Source organism: Rhodococcus indonesiensis, assembly GCF_047782815.1.
GTDB classification, from domain to species: domain Bacteria; phylum Actinomycetota; class Actinomycetes; order Mycobacteriales; family Mycobacteriaceae; genus Rhodococcus; species Rhodococcus indonesiensis.
This window is the reverse complement of sequence record NZ_CP180630.1, coordinates 4219741-4238092: the sequence shown is the minus strand read 5'-3', so window position 1 is coordinate 4238092 and position 18352 is coordinate 4219741. Positions and strand designations below refer to the sequence as shown.

The following is an 18352-nucleotide window of genomic DNA, read 5'->3' as shown; positions in this document are numbered from 1 at the left end:
CACCCCCACCCCCACCCTCACCCCACCGTCCCCCCGCTGCCGTCACTGCGGCAGCGGGGGGTCGGGTCAGGCCTGGGACCGCTCCCACACGCGGTGGGCGCCGAGCAGTTCGACGATCCCGGTCACCACGGCTTCCGGGTCGTCGGCGGTGACCACTCCGGGAGCCTCGGGGTGGACGGCTGCGTGCTCGAGCGCTTCGGTGCCCGTGCCCCACGTGCCGATCGCCTTGCAGTGCCGGAACGTCTCGTCGACCAGGATGCGTACCCGCGGATCGGCCGGGGCACTGGCGAGCAGCACGGCGTCGTACTCGACGGACCGCGCCGTGTCGAAGGTGCGCGAAATCGGCACCTCCTTGCGGCCGCCGTCGAGCTTGCCGCCGTGCGGGCCGATCACCAGCGGCACGGCCTTCGCCGCGGCCACCGCCGCCACGGCCTTGGCGACCTCGGCGACGTCGGCGCTGTCGTCCGCGACGATGCCGATCATCCGTCCCTCGACCGGCCACGTCGCACCGACCTGGGACAGGGCCTCGCTGTGCAGCGGCTCACCGTCCGTCGACACCGTCGGCTCCGGTGCCGGCAGGCCGAGACCCGCCGCGACGGTGGCGCACAGCCCGGCGTCGATGTTCGCGAGCACCTGCAGCTGCCGTTCCTTGATCGCCTGTTCGAAGCACTTCCCGAGCTCGAACGTGTACGCGTTCGCCACGTGCTTCTTCTCGATCTCCGACAGGCTCCGGTAGAACAGCCGGGCCTGCGAGAAGTGATCGTCGAACGTGCTCGGCGCCTCGCGTTCCTTGACGCCCGCGGCGATGGGCGCCGGCACGTCGATGAACGCGGCGTCCTCGACACCCGCGAGGAACGGGCACCCCGCGCCGAGCGTGTTGGGCCGGTAGGGGGCCGCACCCGGATGGACGCCGGTCTGGTGCATGCCGTCGCGCAGCATGTCGTTGACGGGGGCGTGCGGCCGGTTGATCGGCAACTGGCCGAAGTTCGGTCCGCCGAGCCGGCTGAGCTGGGTGTCCAGGTAGGAGAACAGCCGGCCCTGGAGCAGCGGATCGTCGGTGACGTCGATGCCGGGGACGAGGTGGCCGGGATGGAAGGCGACCTGCTCGGTCTCGGCGAAGAAGTTCGTCGGGTTGGCGTTGAGCTGCATCGTCCCGATCACCTGCACCGGGGCGAGCTCCTCGGGGACGATCTTGGTGGGGTCGAGAAGGTCGATGCCCTCGAAGGTCTGCTCCGGGGTGTCGGGGAAGACCTGCACACCCAGATCCCATTCGGGGTAGGCACCGGATTCGATGGCGTCGGCGAGGTCGCGACGGTGGAAGTCCGGGTCGATGCCGCCGAGCAGCTGCGCCTCCTCCCACACCAGCGAGTGCACGCCCAGGCGCGGCTTCCAGTGGAACTTCACCAGCGACGTCTCGCCGTCGGAGTTGACGAGACGGAAGGTGTGGACGCCGAACCCCTCCATCATCCGGTAGGAGCGCGGAATGCCCCGGTCCGACATGTTCCACAGGGTGTGCGCGGTGGCCTCGGTGTGCAGCGAGACGAAGTCCCAGAACGTGTCGTGCGCGCTCTGGGCCTGCGGGATCTCGCGGTCCGGGTGGGGCTTGGCGGCATGGACGATGTCCGGGAACTTGATCGCGTCCTGGATGAAGAACACCGGAATGTTGTTCCCCACCAGGTCGAACGTTCCCTCGTCGGTGTAGAACTTCGTCGCGAATCCGCGGGTGTCACGGACGGTGTCGGCGGAACCACGCGAACCGAGCACCGTCGAGAAGCGGACGAAGACACGCGTCTCGCTGCCCTTCTGCAGGAATCCGGCGCGGGTGATCTTCGAGGCGGCGCCGTTGGCCCGGAAGACGCCGTGCGCCGCGGCACCTCGGGCGTGCACCGCCCGCTCGGGAATGCGCTCGTGATCGAAATGGGTGATCTTCTCGCGGAAGTGGTGGTCCTGCAAGAGTGTCGGACCGCGGCGACCCGCCTTGAGGGAATGGTCGGTGTCGGTCAGCCGTGCGCCCTGCGCGGTGGTGAGGAAGCGGCCCTGGGGGCCGCGTGCACCGTCGGGCAGGTCTTCGGGTGTGCCGGTGGCAGTGACCGGGACGGGCTCACGCTGGTCGGGCTTGGCCGGAGGCGGGTCCGTCGGGGTCGTGGGTTCCTCGACCGGAACCTCGAAACCGGCAGGTGAGCCGGGAACCGGCGGATTCTTCTCGAACACTGCGATGCTCCGTTCGGTCGAGACAGGGGACGTTCACGTCCCGACCGAGTTGCCCCGCCCGTCCGTTTCCAAACATCCCCCGCTGCCCGCATGCGTCCCGGTGGCGACCCACCGGTCCGCGACCGTGTCGTACCGGGCCAGACCCGCCTCGGCGAATCGGGTGAGCCACCCCGTCATCGGCCAGCGCCCCCAGCGCCGATGGAAGACGGCGGCGTTGTGGAGGATCTCGTGCAGATGCTCGACCGGCGGGTCGGAGACCGGATGGTGCTGATGGAAGGCATGGGCGCCGCCGATCCAGCGCAACCCCACGCCCGCCCGCGCGGCGCGCTGGGCGAAATCGGTGTCCTCGCCGCCGTACCCGACGTAGTCCGTGCAGAAGCCCCCGACGGCCGTCCACGTCTCGCGGGTCGTCGCGAACGACAGCGACCAGAACAGGTCGTACTCGTCACCGGTGTGGATCGCGCCGGCCGGAGGACTCGGCCGTGCCGGGTGCGGGTTCACGCTCCGCTCGAGACGGGCCGGGTCGTATCCCTCCGGCCCCGGCGGCGGCAGATAGGTCACCGGACCGCACAGCAGGGCGCTGCCGTGCTGCGGATCGCTCGCGGCCCGCTCGTACAACCCGAGGAGACCCACCGAGGGGATGCAGTCGACATCGAGGAACACCAGCAGCTCGGCGCCGCGCGCCAAGGCACACTCGGCGCCCAGATTGCGCGCGGTGGACAGTGGCAACGGTCCGCCCGCAGGCGGTGACAACGGTCCGCCCGCGGACGGTGACAACGGTCCGCCCGCGGACGGTGACAACGGTCCGCCCGCAGGCGGTGACAACGGTCCGCCCGCAGGCGGTGACAACGGTCCGCCCGCAGGCGGTGACAACGGTCCGCCCGCAGGCGGTGACAACGGTCCGCCCGCAGGCGGTGACAACGGTCCGCCTGCGGACGGTGACAACGGTCCGCCCGCGGACGGTGACAACGGTCCGCCCGCAGGCAAGGTCACCGTATGGGCGGGATACCCCTCCGCTTCGATCAGCGGCGCGACGGCCGGGTCGCCCATCGACACCACCACGTGATCGTCCGGGGTCCGTGCGCTGCGCGCCAGGCCGCGCAGCTGCAGCCGCAGGTGCGCGTGCCGACCGGCGACGAGAGTGATCACGGTCGTCTTCATCGTGGTGCCACCTTCGCAGCGACCTCGTCGAGCACCGCGGCGGCGCGGCCGGCTGCCCCCTCGGTGCGCCACCGGGACCACTGCGCGGGATCGAGCCGCAGGGCCCGGCGCAGCAGCTTCGGCCAGTCGTCCGGATGCGGCCACGCCGGCAGGGTCACCGCCAGCCCGGCTCGGCCCAGCGCGTCGGCGGTAGCGCACTGCTCGTCGTACGGCCGGGGCTCGGCGACGACGATCGCCGGCCGCCGTGCCGCGGCGATGTCGGCGACGGAGTTCTGCCCGGCGTGCCCGACGACGACGTCGGCCCTGCTCAGGGCGGGCCACGGATCGTCCACCCACGGACCGCCCGGCACACCGACGCCGTCCCATGCGTAGCCGGGGTGACGCTCGGCCAGCTCGTGCAGGCGCTCGGCCGACAGGGACGAGCCGCCGCTGCCGCTCAGCACCAGGACCCGCGGTCGGTCACCGCGGCCGGGGCACGCGACGGGCCGGCCGTCGAACCGGCTGATGCCGCCGACATAGGTGGTCTTGTCCGCGTACGGACGCAGGTACGCCGGCTCGTACACCTCCCGCGGCCACGGCGCGACGATGTGCTCGGCCGCGCGGTAACCCAGCCCGTGCGGGGTGTCGGTGCGCTCGCCCGGCATGGCCACGACCACGACGGGGACGCCCAGCAACCGGGCGAACACCGCGACCTCGACCGACACGTCGACCACCAGCAGCCGGGGCCGGGCCGTGGCGACCCAGGACGCCAACGCCGCCATCCGCTCGCGCAGGCCGCGATCGTGCCGCGGCACCCAGTGCAGCATCCCGCCGGCGGTGGGATCCTCCGCGGTGTCGACGGACTCGTCGTCGCGGGGCAGTTCCACGACGTCGGCGAAGACGTCGGCGAAGTGCCCCAGCGGCGCCGAGCACAGGGCGGTCACGGGTTCGCTAGTGCGGGCGCAGATCGAGGCCGCCCGGGTGCGGTGCCCGTGTCCGTGGTGGTGGATGTAGTAGCCGATCATGCCGGGCACTGCCGGACGGCGGAACCGGCCGCACACAGGCGGCGGTACAGGGCGAGGTAGGAGTCCACCATGGTGCGTTCCGAACAGAACGTCTCGGCGCGGCGTCGGGCGTCGAGACGGGACAACCGGACCGCGCCGGGCACGGCGGCCGCCAGCGCCTCCACGTCGCCGGGGGCGACGAGACAGCCGCTGCGCCGGTCGAGCACCTCGGGGATGCCGCCGCGTGCGAACGCGACCACAGGTGTTCCGCATGCCAGGGACTCGGCCACGACGAGGCCGTACGGCTCGTCCCACTGCGGCGTCACCAGGGTGGCGGCCGACCGGCCGACCGCGGCCGCGAGTTCCCGCTGCGGCAGATGACCGAGATAGGTGACGCCGTCGCCCAGCTGCGGGGCGATGTGCCGGGTGAAGTAGTCCTCGTCGCTGACCGGACCGGCCAACCGCAGGGGCGTTCCCGCCCGCCGGGCCGCCTCGATCGCCAGGTGGGCACCCTTCTCGGGGACCAGCCGTCCGAACCAGATCAGCGACGGCCCACCCGGACCGAGCGGCCATGTCCCGAGGTCGACCCCGTTCGGGACGACGGTGATCGGCGCGGCGACCGCGTGCGCCCAGGCCGCCGCGGTGTATCTGCTGACGGCCGCGTAGTGCGCCGAGCCGCCACCGGGGACGGCCAGCGCCGACTCGAGCCACGGGGTGGGCGGGGTGTGCAGAGTGGTCAGCATCGGGGTCCGCAGTGTCGCGGCCATCGCCGGCGGCAGGTAGTGGAGGCTGTGGTTGTGGATCACGTCGAACGAGTCCGCGAGCGGGCCGGCCAGTTCCAGCAGCAGGGACAGGTAGGCGTGGTGGGCGTCGAGGAACGCCTCCGACGGCATCGACACGTCGCTGCGGGCGGCGGGGCTGGGCGTGAAGGTGCGGACCTCGAGGAACGAGGCGGGCAGGGTGACGTCCGAGCCCGCGGCGGCGAACAGCGTCACCCGGTGTCCGTCGGCGCCGAGCGCGCGGGTCAGGTGCCACACGTGGGCCTCGAGTCCCCCGGCGAAGGGCTGCGCGACGGGAAAGCGGTGGGACGCGACGAGGGCGATACGCAGTGGGCGACCCGTCACGACAGGGCCCGTTCGTAGATCGCGTGGTGTGCCTGGGACAGGAAGCGCCGTTCGAACATCCGCTGCGCCCAGTCGCTGTGCGGCCGTCGGCCGCTGTGGTACAGCGCGCGCACCGAATCGGCCAGGGAATCCGGGTCGAAGGACTGCTCGTCGTAGGTGAACACCCGGCAGGGCCGTTGCTGGTGGTAGAACCCGCAGCTCGGGGCGATCACCGCGGTGCCCAGGTCGTGGCAGGCCTCGAGCCAGCCGGAATGGGTGCCGAACCGGTAGGGCAGGACGGACACCGACAGCGAGGACAGGTACTCCCACAGTTCGTCGTCGGAGAAGTACTTGTGCACCCGCACGTCGACGCCCGGCCGGTCTCCGAAGGCGAGGATCCTCGCTCCGGCCTCGGGTGCGTACCAGTGGTTGTCCGGGTCGAAGATCTCGTCGTGGACGTCGATCCGCAGCTGTGCGCCGGGCAGGTCGCGGACGGTGTGGGAGAGGGTGTCGAGGACCGGGAAGACGTCCATGTTGGCGCGCAGGCTCTTCGCGTGCACCCCGACGACGAACGGCTCGTCCGGGGACCGGTTCGCGCGCGCGAACCAGGGCTGTTCGACGACGTGCGGGTGGGGCAGGACGGTGGGGGTGCGGCCCCACAGTGCCTCGATCCGTCCGGCGGCGCCTTCGGTGAGGGTGATCAGCTCGGTGGCGGCGGGGATCAGCACGTCGAGCTGCTTGTTGTGGACGCCCGGCGTGGGGTGGTGCGGGTTGCGCAGGTCGTGCACGGTGTACACGAGCGGGATGTCGTGGTCGGCGAGTTCGGCGACCACGTCCTGCAGGGCCTCCGGTTCGATCGCGTCGAAGCCGAAGTGGATGTGGAACACGTCGAACTCGGTGTGGTTGGCGGCGATCCATCCGGGCTCGAGCATCAGCGGCGGCCACCATCCGCCCGGTACCTTGCGTCCGTCGGCGGGCACCGGATCGGGCAGCCGCACCACCTCGTCGTCCCCGTGCGGTCCGGCCAGATGCCGGACGTAGACGTGCGACGCGGGCACCGAGGCCACTCGAATCATGTTCCACCCTCCCCGTGACAAACGACCGGACACGCCCGTGGGTGGCCGGCTCCGACGGGCGGCTACCCGTTCGGCAGGGATCCCACACCTCGCCCGCCCCGGGTGCGGCCGGGAACGATTTCGGGTCCGGAGGTTTCGAGCGCGTCGCAGTGGGCACAACGATCGGGGCCGTCCCGTAGTCCGGATGCGGGCCGGCCAAGGCGCCCCGGGTTGAACCCGACAGCCCGGGGCGCCGAATCTCTTCGTGCCGAACCGCGCGGCGGCCCGGGTCAGCGGACGAAACGCTCGACCGTGGCCCCGGGACGCCACAGGTCCACGTACAGGTGTTCCTCGTCGACCGAGGTGAGCACGGCCTCGGCCAGGTCGAGTTCGAACAGGTGCATCGGCCCCGGCGGCACCTCCTCCGGGTAGGCGGCGAGCACGGCCGCCTTGACGTCGTCGTGCAGTTCCCGGGCCCGGCCGCAGACTTTCGCGTCGCCGCCCGTCATCGAGTGGTGCCCGGGATTGGAATGCAGGGCGTAGCGCGGGTCGCGCTGCAGGTCGCGGGCTTTCATCGCTCCGGGCATCGACCCGAGCACGAGCCGGCCGTCGACGATCTCCACCTCCGTTCCGCTGACGCGCGGTGAGCCGTCCCGCCGCAGCGTCGCCAGGACGTGATGCTTGTGGGCCTGAAGGCGTGCCGCGATCGCCTGTGCCAGATCCGGTGCCTGCTCGGAGAACTCTTTCCATGTACTCATGAGGTCAGGATGCGCCGGTATCACTGACATCGAGTGTCAGTGATTCTGCGTAGGCTGCGGTCATGCGATCGGCACGCCTGCTCGCGATGATGCTGCGACTGCAGGGCAGCGCGGGCCTGACCGCGCGGCGGCTCGCGGACGATCTCGGTGTCTCGGTGCGCACCGTGTACCGCGACGTCGGTGCCCTGTCCGCCGCGGGGGTCCCGGTGTGGACGGAGAGCGGACCGGGAGGCGGCATCCGCCTGCTCGACGGGTGGCAGTCCCGGCTGAGCGGACTCACCAGCGACGAGAGCGCCGCGCTGATGCTGCTGGGGGTGCCCACCCTTGCCGCCGACCTCGGTGTGGAACTCGACGCGGCCCGCGGCAAGCTGCTCGGGTCCATGCCGGTCGCCCTGCGCAGCGCCGCCCAGGCCTGGCGCGACCGGGTCCACGTCGACGTCCCCGGCTGGTTCGCCGCGCCGGGGGACAACACGCACCTGCCGGCCGTCGCGTCCGCCGTGTTCGACCAGCGCCGCCTGCGCATCCGCTACCGGCGCGGCGACCGGACCGTGACACGCACCCTCGACCCGCTCGGGCTCGTCGCCAAGGCCGGGGTCTGGTACCTCGTCGCAGCGCACACCGGTCACGTCCGCACCTACCGGGTCGGGCGCATCGCGTCCGCCACCGTGCTCGACGCCCCGGCGCACCGGCCCGCCGGATTCGATCTGCCCGCCTACTGGGCGGCGTCCGCGACGGAGTTCGATCGCGCGCTGCGCAGATTCGCCTGCACGCTCCGCCTCGACCCGGCCGCGTGGCGGCGCCTGCCCCGCGTGGTGGGCACCGACGCCGCCGACGTCGATCCGGGACCGCCGGACGCGGACGGGTGGGTGCGGGTGGACCTGTTGCTCGAGGCCGAGGAGGTGGCGCTGGACCAGCTCCTCGGCCTCGGCGGCGGGGTCGAGGTCGTGGCCCCGTCGTCGTTGCGGGCTGCCCTGCGCGCCGCCGGCGAGGCGCTCGCCCGGTGCAATTCGTGACGCCGGCGAGTCGTGGAACGAGCGCGCGCCGCCGGCCCGGTGCGGTGGTGCGCGGTGTCGTGGCGACCGGTCGGGTGGACCGGGGCGACAAGTGTTCGGCCGGAACAATTCTCGTGGTGCGAGAACGAGACGCTCAGCGCACCAGCTTCCATTTGTGCTCGTGCCGGTAGAAGGTGGAGCGCTTGACCGCCCGGGGATTGGCGACCCCGTCGCGGGTGAGCACGGCGCCGGGCGAGCCGAGCTGGACGGCGCGTCCGGTCACCCACCGGTAGCCGCCGAACCAGCGCGGCCGATCGATCGCGGCCCGCAGTCCCGGCATGTCGACGGTCGGCTCGATCCGCACACCCGGGGCGACCCCGCTGAACAGCCGGGTGTCGTCCACGTACGCCTCGCCCACGAGTTCACCCACCTCGCCCTCGACGAGGGCACGCCCGACGAGTGCGATGCCGGCATCGTCGCGGATGAGCGGCACCGGCCGTGCCACGCCCTGCAGTGCGACTGTCGCGGCCTTCGATCCGAACCGCAGTCCGTACGCCTCGGCGGCCGGGGTGCGCCGCTCCGGCACGTAGGCCAGTTCGATGCCGAGCCGCTCCGTGCGCATCATCCGGGTCAGGGCCGCGGCGAAGGCGGCGTCCCCACCCACCACCACGAGCCGGGGATCCTCGACCGACTCGAGATGCGCGAACACGTCCTCGAAGTCGTCCTTGCCGGGGAGTGCCGGGGCAGTCAACGTGGTCAGGGACGTCAGCGTCAACGGCAGTGGGGCATCACCGCACTTGAGCACAACGGGGGTCAAGAGCACTCCTCTCGCGGGCGACGATGCTCCACTCACTCTAGTCACGACTCACCTCCCCACCGGACGCTCGAACGCGGCACAGTGAGTCGGGTGGATCGTCGGTGCCGGTCACAGTCGGGACGCCGGGGGCGGTGCCGCAGGTGTGGTCCGCTAGACTGTCCCCCCGGCTTCTGTTCTGTGACGGCAGAACCCTGCAGGCGGAGGGCGCCCGCACGTCGACACCCTAGGAGACAGCGAAATGCCGGCAATCGTCCTGATCGGCGCCCAGTGGGGCGACGAGGGCAAGGGCAAGGCCACCGATCTGCTCGGTGGCCGGGTGCAGTGGGTGGTGCGCTACCAGGGGGGCAACAACGCCGGCCACACCGTCGTCCTCCCCAACGGGGAGAACTTCGCGCTGCACCTGATCCCTTCCGGCATCCTCACACCCGGCGTCACCAACGTGATCGGCAACGGCGTGGTCGTGGACCCGGGCGTGCTGCTCGACGAGCTCGCCGGACTCGAGAACCGCGGCGTCGACACCACGAACCTGCTGCTCAGCGCCGACGCGCACCTGATCATGCCGTACCACGTGGCCATCGACAAGGTCACCGAACGCTTCCTCGGCGCCAAGAAGATCGGCACCACCGGCCGGGGCATCGGCCCGTGCTACCAGGACAAGATCGCCCGCGTGGGTGTCCGCGTCGCCGACGTCCTCGACGAGAAGATCCTCACCCACAAGGTGGAGGCCGCCCTGGAGTTCAAGAACCAGGTGCTGTCGAAGATCTACAACCGCAAGGCCCTCGACCCGCAGCAGGTCGTCGACGAGGTGCTCGGCCAGGCGGAAGGGTTCAAGCACCGCATCGCCGACACCCGGCTGCGCCTGAACAAGGCCCTCGAGGCCGGCGAGACCGTGCTGCTCGAGGGATCGCAGGGCACGCTGCTCGACGTCGACCACGGCACCTACCCGTACGTGACCTCGTCGAACCCCACCGCCGGCGGCGCGGCGGTCGGATCGGGCATCGGTCCCAACCGGATCGGCACGGTGCTCGGCATTCTCAAGGCCTACACCACCCGGGTGGGGTCGGGTCCCTTCCCGACGGAACTGTTCGACGAGCACGGCGCCTACCTGGCCAAGACCGGCGGCGAGGTGGGCGTCACCACCGGCCGGGCCCGGCGCTGCGGCTGGTTCGACGCTGTGATCGCCCGCTACGCGACCCGCGTCAACGGCATCACCGACTACTTCCTCACCAAGCTCGACGTCCTGTCGAGCCTCGAGACCGTGCCGATCTGCGTGGGTTACGAGGTGGACGGGGTCCGCGTCGACGAAATGCCGATGACACAGACCGACATCCACCACGCCACGCCCATCTACGAGGAGATGCCCGGCTGGTGGGAGGACATCTCCGAGGCCCGCACCTTCGAGGACCTGCCGGAGAACGCCCGGAACTACGTGCTGCGGCTCGAGGAACTCTCGGGTGCACGGATGTCGTGCATCGGCGTCGGCCCGGGGCGCGACCAGACGATCGTGCGTCGCGACATCCTGGGCTGAAACCCGCTGCGGCCCCGCGTCAGAACAGGGTCGGCTCGTCGAAGCCGGGGGCGTGCTCGAGGGCGAGCAGCTCCCGCTTCGTGACGGTGCTCCCGGGCGCGGAGAAGCCGCCGATGCCGCCGCCCGCGGCGAGGATCCGGTGGCACGGCACGATCACCGGAACGGGGTTGCGTCCCAACGCCTGTCCGACGGCCTGCGCGCCGCCCGGCCGGCCGACCCGGACGGCCACCTCGCCGTAGGTCGCGACCGCGCCGGGTTCGACCGTGCGGGCGAACTCGTAGACGGCGGTGTCGAATTCGGAGACGTTCCGGTAGTCGACCGGAACCCAGCGCAGGTCGTCGGGCGCGCCGGCGAGATGCGCGGCGACGGCGTCGATCACGGGCTGCACCGCCGCCGGGACGGGCCGTTCGACCGCGGCCGGGAACCGGCCGAGCAGTTCGTCACGCGTGGGTTCCGGGGCGGTGTCGGGCAGTTGCACGCCGACGACGCCGGCCGCGGACCAGGCGAGCCCGCACGTGCCGACGGCGGTGTCGAACAGGGTGTAGCCGAGGGTGGTCACGTCGTCAGTATGAACTGGCCCGGGGACAGGTGACCACCTCGCCGACTGGACTGCGATACTGGACTGGTGATCACGCGCGCGATCGGAGCCGGCTCCCTGGCCCGCGACCTCGGCAACTGGCAGGACACCGCCGATCGGCGGCCGGCGTACCGGGCTCTCGCGGACGGAATCCGCCTGCTCGTGCACGACGGTCGCGTTCCGCTGGGCGTGGCGCTGCCGAGCGAGCGTGAGCTCGCCGCGGCCCTGGCGCTGAGCCGCACCACCATCACGTCCGCGTACACGGCGCTGCGCGAGGCCGGCTACCTGCGCAGCAGGCAGGGTGCGCGCAGCACCGTCGCGCTGCCGCCGCGGCGACGGAGCACGCCGGCGCGGCCCGCCGCCCCGGCCGCCGTGGAAGCGCCGGAGCCCGTGGATCTCAGCTCCGCGTCCATGCCGGCGCCCGCCGCCGAGATCGAGTCGGCCTATGCCGCGGCGCTGCGTTCGGTGCCCGCCTACCTCGACTCGCACGGCATGGAACCGATCGGCCTCGCGTTGCTGCGGGAGGTCGTCGCGCGGCGCTACCGGGACCGCGGCCTGCCGACCGAGGCGGATCAGATCATGATCACCTCCGGCGCGCAGCACGCGCTGCGCCTGCTGCTCGGCGTCCTCACCGACGCCGGCGACCGGGTGATCGTCGACCATCCCACCTATCCCAATGCGCTCGAGGCGATCCGGCGGCACGGGGCGCGACCGGTCGTCGTACCGGTACGGCCTGAGGGTGGCGCCGACGACGGCTGGGACCTGGAGGGGCTGCGCAGCGCCGCCCGGCAGACCGCGGCGCGAATGGCGTTCCTGATCCCGGACTTCCACAGTCCCACCGGACTGTGCATGAGCGCGCCGGGCCGGGCCGAACTCGTCCGGATCGCGGAGGAGACCCGCATGACGCTCGTCGTGGACGAGACGATGGTGGACCTGTGGCTGGACACCCCACCACCGCCCGCCGTCGCCTCGTACGGCGCGGACCGCTCCGTCGTGACGGTGGGATCGACCGGTAAGTCCCTGTGGGGCGGTCTCCGGGTGGGCTGGATCCGCGCCCACCGGTCCCTGATCACCCGTCTGGTGGGGGCGCGCTCCGCTGTGGACCTCGGCACGCCGGTCATGGAACAGCTCGCTGCGGCGCACCTGCTCGGCGACGTCGAGGACCTGCTCGAGCGGCGGCGCGGGCAGCTGCGCCGCCGGCGGGCGGCGATGCTCGGCGCACTCGACGAGTTCCTGCCCGACTGGACGTACACGGTCGGACCGGGCGGGATGTCGCTGTGGGTGCGGATGCCCACGCCGGTGTCGACCGCCCTCGCGGCGACCGCCCCGAATCACGGCGTGGTCCTCGCCGCGGGACCCCGGTTCGGGGTGGAAGGCGCGTTCGAACACTTCCTGCGGCTGCCGTACGCGCGGGAGACCGGCGAGGTGCGCCGGGCCGTCGCGTCCGTGGCCTCGGCGTACGACGCGCTCGCCCGCGGCCGGGACCTGGGCGAACCACACCTGGTGGTCTGATTCTCGGGGTGGCCGGACCCCGTCCGGGAACGGGTCCGCGGCGTTATGCTCGAGGGGTACGAACGGGCAGCCGCCCCGCCCGGGAGTCGCCATTTCGGACGGATGTGAGAGTTATTGTGGCCGAACACGATCCGTACGCGACGCAACGCGACGTCGGGTTCGACCTCGCCGCCGAACTGGCCGACGCCGGATTCGACGACGCGCGTGAGATCGGGCGCGGTGGTTTCGGGGTCGTCTACCGCTGCTACGAGACCGCACTCGACCGTCCGGTCGCGGTGAAGGTCCTCACCTCCCACATGGACCCCGACAACCTCGAGCGCTTCCTGCGGGAGCAGCGCGCGATGGGCCGGCTGTCCGGGCACCCGAACATCGTCAACGTCATGCAGGTCGGCACCACCGGAACGGGACGCCCCTACCTCGTGATGCAGTACCACCCGCGGGATTCCCTCGACACGCAACTGCGCAGCACCGGTCCCGTGCCGTGGCCGGAGGTGCTGCGCATCGGCATCAAGCTGGCCGGCGCCCTCGAAACGGGCCACCGTGCCGGCATCCTGCACCGCGACATCAAGCCGGGCAACATCCTGCTCACCGAGTTCGGCGAGCCACAGCTCACGGACTTCGGCATCGCCCGGGTGAGCGGCGGCTTCGAGACGGCGACGGGCGAGGTGACCGGGTCGCCGGCCTTCACCGCCCCCGAGGTGCTCAGCGGACGTACGCCCACCCCGGCCTCGGACGTCTACAGCCTCGGCGCGACGCTGTTCTGCGTGCTCACCGGGCACGCGGCGTTCGAGCGGCGCAGCGGCGAGCGGGTCGTGGCTCAGTTCGTGCGGGTGACCACCCAGCCTGTTCCGGACCTGCGGGAGCGGGGGATCCCGGATGCGCTCTCGTCGGCGATCGAGCGCGCCATGTCGGTGGACCCGCAGACCCGCCCCGCAACCGCCGCCGAGTTCGGGGAGATGCTGCGCGAAGTGCAGGCGGCGGAGGGTCTGCCGGTCGACGAGCTTCCCGTGGCCGGGGAAGTCGAGCCGGGTTCGGAGTCCGGTCACCACCTGTCGCCGTCCGTGGTCGAGCGGCGGCGGGGCACCGACCGGTCCGGCGTGCGGGCGACCACCCCACCGGTTCCGGCCACCCGGTTCCGGCCGCCGTCGACGCCGCGCCGGCTGGTGCCGCGCGGGCGCCTGCTGTCGATTCTCGACACGGAGCAGCGCCGGAAGCTGACCGCCATCCACTCCCCGCCGGGATTCGGCAAGACCATGCTGGCCCTGCAGTGGCGCTACGTCCTCACCGAGAAGAACGTTCCCGTCGCCTGGCTCAACGTCGACCACGACGACAACAACGTGGTGTGGTTCCTGACGCACCTCGTCGAGTCCATCAGGCAGGTCCGGCCGTCGCTCGCGCGCGAACTGGGCCAGGTGCTCGACGAACACGGGGACGAGGCGGAGCGCTACGTGCTCACCTCGCTCGTCGACGAAATCCACGAGGCCGGAGAACGACTCGTCGTCATCATCGACGACTGGCATCGGGTGACGGACCCCGCGACGGTCGCGGCGATGGCGTTCCTGCTCGACAACGCCTGCCACCACCTGCAACTCGTCGTCGTCGGGCGCACCCGTTCGGGCCTGCCCACGAGCCGGATGCGGGTGCGCGACGAACTCGTCGAGATCGACTACGAGCAACTGCGTTTCGACGTGGACGAGGCCCGGATCTTCCTCGTCGACCTCGCCGGTCTCGACCTCGACGACGACGAGGTCGCCGACCTGACCGCCGCCACCGACGGGTGGGCGGCTGCGCTGCAGCTCGCGGCGATGTCGCTGCGCGGCCGCGACGACCCCGCGGAGCTGATCTCGCACCTGTCCGGCCGGCACCGGGCGATCGGCGAATTCCTCGCCGAGAACGTGCTCGAATCCCTGCCGCCGGCCGACGTCGAGTTCCTGCTCGCCTCCTCGATACCCGAACGCATCTGCGGCAGCCTCGCGACCGCCCTCACCGGGCACGAACGTGGTCAGGCGCAACTCGAGAGCATCGAGGAGCGGGATCTGTTCCTGCACCGGATCGACGAGGACGGTCGCTGGTTCCGGTATCAGCCGCTGTTCGCCGAGTTCCTCCGGCAGCGGCTCGAACGGGAACACCCCGAACGTGTTCCGGCCCTGAACCGGACCGCATCCGAGTGGTTCGAGAGCCATGCGATGGTCGGCGAGGCGGTCGACCATGCCCTCGCCGCGGGGGACGAGGACCGCGCGACGGATCTCGTCGAGGAGAACGGGCGGCGGCTGCTCGAGCACGGCCATGCGACCACCCTGCTCGGGCTCGTCGCCAAGCTGCCGCGTCGGGCTGCGTCGGGCCGGATCCACCTACAACTGTCCATCGCGTGGGCCAACATCCTGCTGCACCGCTCCGCGCCGGCGCTGCACGCGCTGGAGGTGGTCGAGGCGGCGGTCGCGGCCGGCGGTGTGGGTGCCGAGGAGGCGGCGGACATCGCCGTCGAGGTGGAGGTCGTGCGCGGCGTCGTCGACCTGCGCTGTGACCGCATGGAACGCGCCGACGATCTCGTCGAGCACTGCCTGGCCCGGGCCGACACCCTGCCGCCGCTGGTGATCGCGTCCGGACTCAACGTCGCCACGTTCGCCGCCGTCTACCGTGCCGACTACGACGAGGTGGTGCGGCTGCAACAGCTGGCCCAGCCGTACCTCGAGCTCAACGAGGGGCCCTACAACGTCATGCACGGCCGCGCCCTCCTGGGGCTCGCGGCGATCGAACAGCTCGACGTCGCCGGCGCCGAGGAGCACTTCCGGGCGGGTCTGCGGGCGGCGCGCCGGGGCGCCGGACGGCACTCGTCGGCCGCGATGCTGGCCGGGTCGATCCTCGGCGAGCTCCTCTACGAGCGAGGCGAGCTCGACGAGGCCGAGCGGCTGCTCGACGACGGCTACGCCCTCGGCTCGGAGGGCGGGGTCGTGGACTTCAAGATCTCGCGGTACGTCGTCGGTGCGCGGCTCAAGGCCGTGCGCGGCGACCGCGAGGCGGTGGTGTCGCGACTGGCGGACGGCGGCCGCGCGGCCGCGGCCATGAACCTGGAGCGGCTCACGGCGGTCGTGGAGAACGAACGGGTCCGGCTCGGGCTCGGGCCGCTGCCGGGGGTGCCGTCGCAACCACCGGTGTCCTACGGCACGCGTCCGCGACCGGACCACGGCACCGCGGCCTGGACGGCGCAGTTCCAGGAGGCCACGGCCATCCGGCTGCTGCTGACCGACCCCACGCCGGAGAACACCGAACTGGCGTGCCGGTGGGCCGGTGAGTGGGTGCAGCTGCTGCGCGGGAGCCGCCGGGAGCGGCGGCTGCTGCGCGCGGAGCGGCTCGAGGTGGCGTGCCTGGCCGCCGCCGGACGGCACGAGGAGGCGGTGACCCTGCTGGCCTCCGTCGGCTTGCGGTGCGAGCGAGCGGGCCTGCGCCGGTTCCTGCCCGACGGCGGCCCGCTAGTGCTCGACGTCGCACGCCGCCTCGCGGACGAGCTCACCGCAGGCAAGGGCCGCGCCGGCCGCCCGGCCGTGTCCCCGGCGTTCCTGCGCGAGGCCGTCGACACGGGCGCCGTCCACCTCCTGTAGGCGCCTGCAGCTTTGCTGCCTAGCGCCAGACGGAGTCGATGTCGGTGGCCTCGCCGGGCGGCGGGGTGGGGGCGCCGGCCGGGGTGCGGGAGAAGCGGGGCGCCGGGGCGTGCTGGGTGACGCCGTCGAGCTCGATCAGCGCGCCGCGGGCCGCGATGTGCGGGTTGGCCGGGGCCTCGCCGAACGTGAGTACGGGGGAGACGCACGCGTCGGTGCCGTCGAAGATCGCGGCCCACTCGTCGCGAGTCTTGGACAGGAACTTCTCCGTGAACAGCTTCTTCATCTGCGGCCACGCCGAGGTGTCGAGCTGCTGCGGCAGCTCGGCCGGGTCGAGCTCGAGACCCTGCAGCAGCAGCGCGTAGAACTGGGGTTCGATGGAACCCACCGCCATGTACTTGCCGTCGGCGGTCTCGTACACGTCGTAGAACGGTGCGCCGGTGTCGAGAAGGTTGACGCCGCGCTCGTCCGACCACACGCCGCGGCCGCGGAACGCCCACATCATGTGCGAGAGCGCGAGCGCACCGTCGACCATCGCGGCGTCGACGACCTGTCCCTTGCCGGAACTCTGACGCTCGACGAGGGCGGAGAGGATGCCGAAGATCAGGAACATCGAGCCGCCACCGAAGTCACCGACCATGTTCAGCGGCGGCACCGGCCGCTCACCCTTGCGTCCGATGGCGTGCAGCACACCGGTCAGCGAGATGTAGTTGATGTCGTGCCCGGCGGCGTGGGCGAGCGGGCCCTCCTGACCCCATCCGGTCATCCGGCCGTACACCAGGCGCGGATTGCGGGCCAGCGCGACGTCCGGGCCGAGACCCATGCGCTCGGTGACCCCCGGCCGGAAGCCCTCGATGAGCACGTCGGCGCGTTCGATCAGGCCGAGCACCTTCTCGACCTGCTCGGGATTCTTGAGGTCGGCCTCGACGACGCGGCGGCCGCGCTGGATCTGGTCGCGGTGCCCGGCGGGCGGGATCAGACCCGGACGCTGCACGCAGACGACGTCGGCGCCGAGGTCGGCGAGCAGCGTCGCGGCGTGCGGACCGGGACCGAGACCCGCGAACTCGACGACGCGGATACCCGCGAGCGGACCCTTCTTCTCAACAGCTTCAGCGGACACTCGTCGAACCTCACTCGGGTGCGTTGGGACCATTCCCCGAGGAGGCTACCTTAGCGATCGTTAGGGTGTGCCGAGGGTCACGGCATGCGCCTAACCCTCGTACAGATCACCCTCGTTGAGGCGAGTGGCCTCGAACGCCTCCTCGAGCGTGTCGTGCCGGTACACCGAGACCACGTGGTCGCCCACCACCCGGAACGCGATCGCTTCACTGCGCGGGTGCTCCGGATCGGCCGCCCACGTCGCGGTCTCCTCGACGACGACGATGCCCTCGTGCACGAACATCCGGCCCGGCTGGAACGTCACGCCCGCCGTCGTCGCCCACTCGCGCAGCTCGTCGAGACCCTGGTCCTCGTCGTCGTCGCCGGTGGGCAGCACGATGTCGTCGCTCGACAGCGCCAGCAGCGTCTCGATGTCGTTGGAGTTGACGGCGTCGTGCCAGGCCAGGACGGTCGCGATCTCGGAGGTGCTCATGTCGCAGATGCTAGTACTCCGAGCCCGCCACGCTCGGATTGTCGCGTCCTTGCCTGGCCGCGAGGCGAGGCGCACAGTGGACTCCATGACGATCAGCGGTCAGCTCGTGAGCTTCCTGCCCAGTACCGACCTCGACATCTCGGAAATGTTCTACGTCGACACGCTCGGTTTCGGGAAGCTGTCCCGGGACCATTTCACGCTGATCCTCGACGGTGGCGGTGGTGCACCGGTCCGGGTGACGTTGGTGCAGTCCCGCTCCGACACCGGCTACACCGCCCTGGGGTGGCGGGTGCCGAACCTGGACGCGACCGTCGAAGCCCTGCGGGCCAAGGGTGTCGAATTCGTCCGTTACAACGGGATGGACCAGGACGACCACGACGCGTGGACGTCACCCGAGGGCATGCGGGTCGCGTGGTTCCGCGACCCGCACGGCAACGTCCTGTCGCTGATGGAGGTTGCCGGCTAGGC

At 71.6% G+C, this 18352-nt stretch carries 15 protein-coding genes; 5 read left to right on the top strand and 10 right to left on the bottom strand.

Annotated features, from left to right (window positions below; all coding sequences use genetic code 11):
• Positions 1 to 66 precede the first annotated feature (66 nt).
• The 6 genes from ACM26Y_RS19445 to ACM26Y_RS19420 all read right to left on the bottom strand — a co-directional run bounded on the left by ACM26Y_RS19445 (position 67) and on the right by ACM26Y_RS19420 (position 7271).
• On the bottom strand, positions 67 to 2211 hold the full coding sequence (locus ACM26Y_RS19445) for a catalase (RefSeq protein ID WP_416061633.1): 2145 nt from the start codon (positions 2209 to 2211) through the stop codon (positions 67 to 69).
• A gap of 33 nt (positions 2212 to 2244) precedes the next feature.
• Complete coding sequence (locus ACM26Y_RS19440; RefSeq protein WP_416061632.1) at positions 2245 to 3372, bottom strand: galactosyltransferase-related protein; 1128 nt, start codon at positions 3370 to 3372, stop codon at positions 2245 to 2247.
• Complete coding sequence (locus tag ACM26Y_RS19435) at positions 3369 to 4376, bottom strand: glycosyltransferase (protein WP_416063710.1); 1008 nt, start codon at positions 4374 to 4376, stop codon at positions 3369 to 3371. Before ACM26Y_RS19435 ends, ACM26Y_RS19440 begins: the two co-directional genes overlap by 4 nt.
• Positions 4373 to 5479 carry a glycosyltransferase family 4 protein gene (locus ACM26Y_RS19430; RefSeq protein WP_416061631.1) on the bottom strand — a complete coding sequence of 369 codons (1107 nt, stop codon included), beginning with the start codon at positions 5477 to 5479 and terminating at the stop codon, positions 4373 to 4375. Before ACM26Y_RS19430 ends, ACM26Y_RS19435 begins: the two co-directional genes overlap by 4 nt.
• On the bottom strand, positions 5476 to 6534 hold the full coding sequence (locus ACM26Y_RS19425) for a glycosyltransferase family 1 protein (RefSeq protein WP_416061630.1): 1059 nt from the start codon (positions 6532 to 6534) through the stop codon (positions 5476 to 5478). Before ACM26Y_RS19425 ends, ACM26Y_RS19430 begins: the two co-directional genes overlap by 4 nt.
• 269 nt (positions 6535 to 6803) lie before the next feature.
• Complete coding sequence (locus tag ACM26Y_RS19420; RefSeq protein WP_416061629.1) at positions 6804 to 7271, bottom strand: pyridoxamine 5'-phosphate oxidase family protein; 468 nt, start codon at positions 7269 to 7271, stop codon at positions 6804 to 6806.
• A gap of 62 nt (positions 7272 to 7333) precedes the next feature.
• On the opposite strand from ACM26Y_RS19420, the gene ACM26Y_RS19415 reads away from it, so the two are divergent.
• A complete protein-coding gene (locus ACM26Y_RS19415) occupies positions 7334 to 8284 on the top strand; it encodes a helix-turn-helix transcriptional regulator (protein ID WP_416061628.1) in 951 nt (316 codons plus the stop codon).
• A 133-nt stretch (positions 8285 to 8417) separates the two neighbouring features.
• Here ACM26Y_RS19415 and ACM26Y_RS19410 read toward each other — a convergent pair whose 3' ends face one another.
• Positions 8418 to 9068, bottom strand: a complete 651-nt coding sequence (locus ACM26Y_RS19410) for a hypothetical protein (protein ID WP_289381370.1) — start codon at positions 9066 to 9068, stop codon at positions 8418 to 8420.
• Positions 9069 to 9318: 250 nt separating this feature from the next.
• Here ACM26Y_RS19410 and ACM26Y_RS19405 point away from each other — a divergent pair, with 250 nt between their 5' ends.
• Positions 9319 to 10608: an adenylosuccinate synthase gene (locus ACM26Y_RS19405; protein ID WP_003938329.1), complete on the top strand. Its 1290-nt coding sequence runs from the start codon at positions 9319 to 9321 to the stop codon at positions 10606 to 10608.
• Positions 10609 to 10627: 19 nt separating this feature from the next.
• On the opposite strand, the gene ACM26Y_RS19400 is transcribed toward ACM26Y_RS19405, so the two are convergent.
• Entirely contained in the window at positions 10628 to 11167 is a 540-nt protein-coding gene (locus ACM26Y_RS19400) for a methylated-DNA--[protein]-cysteine S-methyltransferase (RefSeq protein ID WP_416061627.1), read from the bottom strand.
• A 66-nt stretch (positions 11168 to 11233) separates the two neighbouring features.
• On the opposite strand from ACM26Y_RS19400, the gene ACM26Y_RS19395 reads away from it, so the two are divergent.
• Positions 11234 to 12697 carry a PLP-dependent aminotransferase family protein gene (locus ACM26Y_RS19395; protein ID WP_416061626.1) on the top strand — a complete coding sequence of 488 codons (1464 nt, stop codon included), beginning with the start codon at positions 11234 to 11236 and terminating at the stop codon, positions 12695 to 12697.
• Between the two features lie 116 nt (positions 12698 to 12813).
• Complete coding sequence (locus tag ACM26Y_RS19390) at positions 12814 to 16296, top strand: protein kinase domain-containing protein (protein ID WP_416061625.1); 3483 nt, start codon at positions 12814 to 12816, stop codon at positions 16294 to 16296.
• A 19-nt stretch (positions 16297 to 16315) separates the two neighbouring features.
• On the opposite strand, the gene ACM26Y_RS19385 is transcribed toward ACM26Y_RS19390, so the two are convergent.
• Together ACM26Y_RS19385 and ACM26Y_RS19380 are read right to left on the bottom strand one after the other, a co-directional pair.
• The gene (locus ACM26Y_RS19385; RefSeq protein ID WP_003938325.1) at positions 16316 to 17413 is read right to left on the bottom strand and encodes a CaiB/BaiF CoA transferase family protein; all 1098 of its coding nucleotides are present in this window, start codon (positions 17411 to 17413) and stop codon (positions 16316 to 16318) included.
• Positions 17414 to 17503: 90 nt separating this feature from the next.
• Positions 17504 to 17884 carry a nuclear transport factor 2 family protein gene (locus tag ACM26Y_RS19380; protein WP_003938324.1) on the bottom strand — a complete coding sequence of 127 codons (381 nt, stop codon included), beginning with the start codon at positions 17882 to 17884 and terminating at the stop codon, positions 17504 to 17506.
• Positions 17885 to 17969: 85 nt separating this feature from the next.
• On the opposite strand from ACM26Y_RS19380, the gene ACM26Y_RS19375 reads away from it, so the two are divergent.
• Positions 17970 to 18350 (top strand): VOC family protein, encoded by a 381-nt coding sequence (locus ACM26Y_RS19375; RefSeq protein WP_003938323.1) that lies wholly within the window; start codon positions 17970 to 17972, stop codon positions 18348 to 18350.
• The last annotated feature ends 2 nt before the right edge of the window (positions 18351 to 18352 follow it).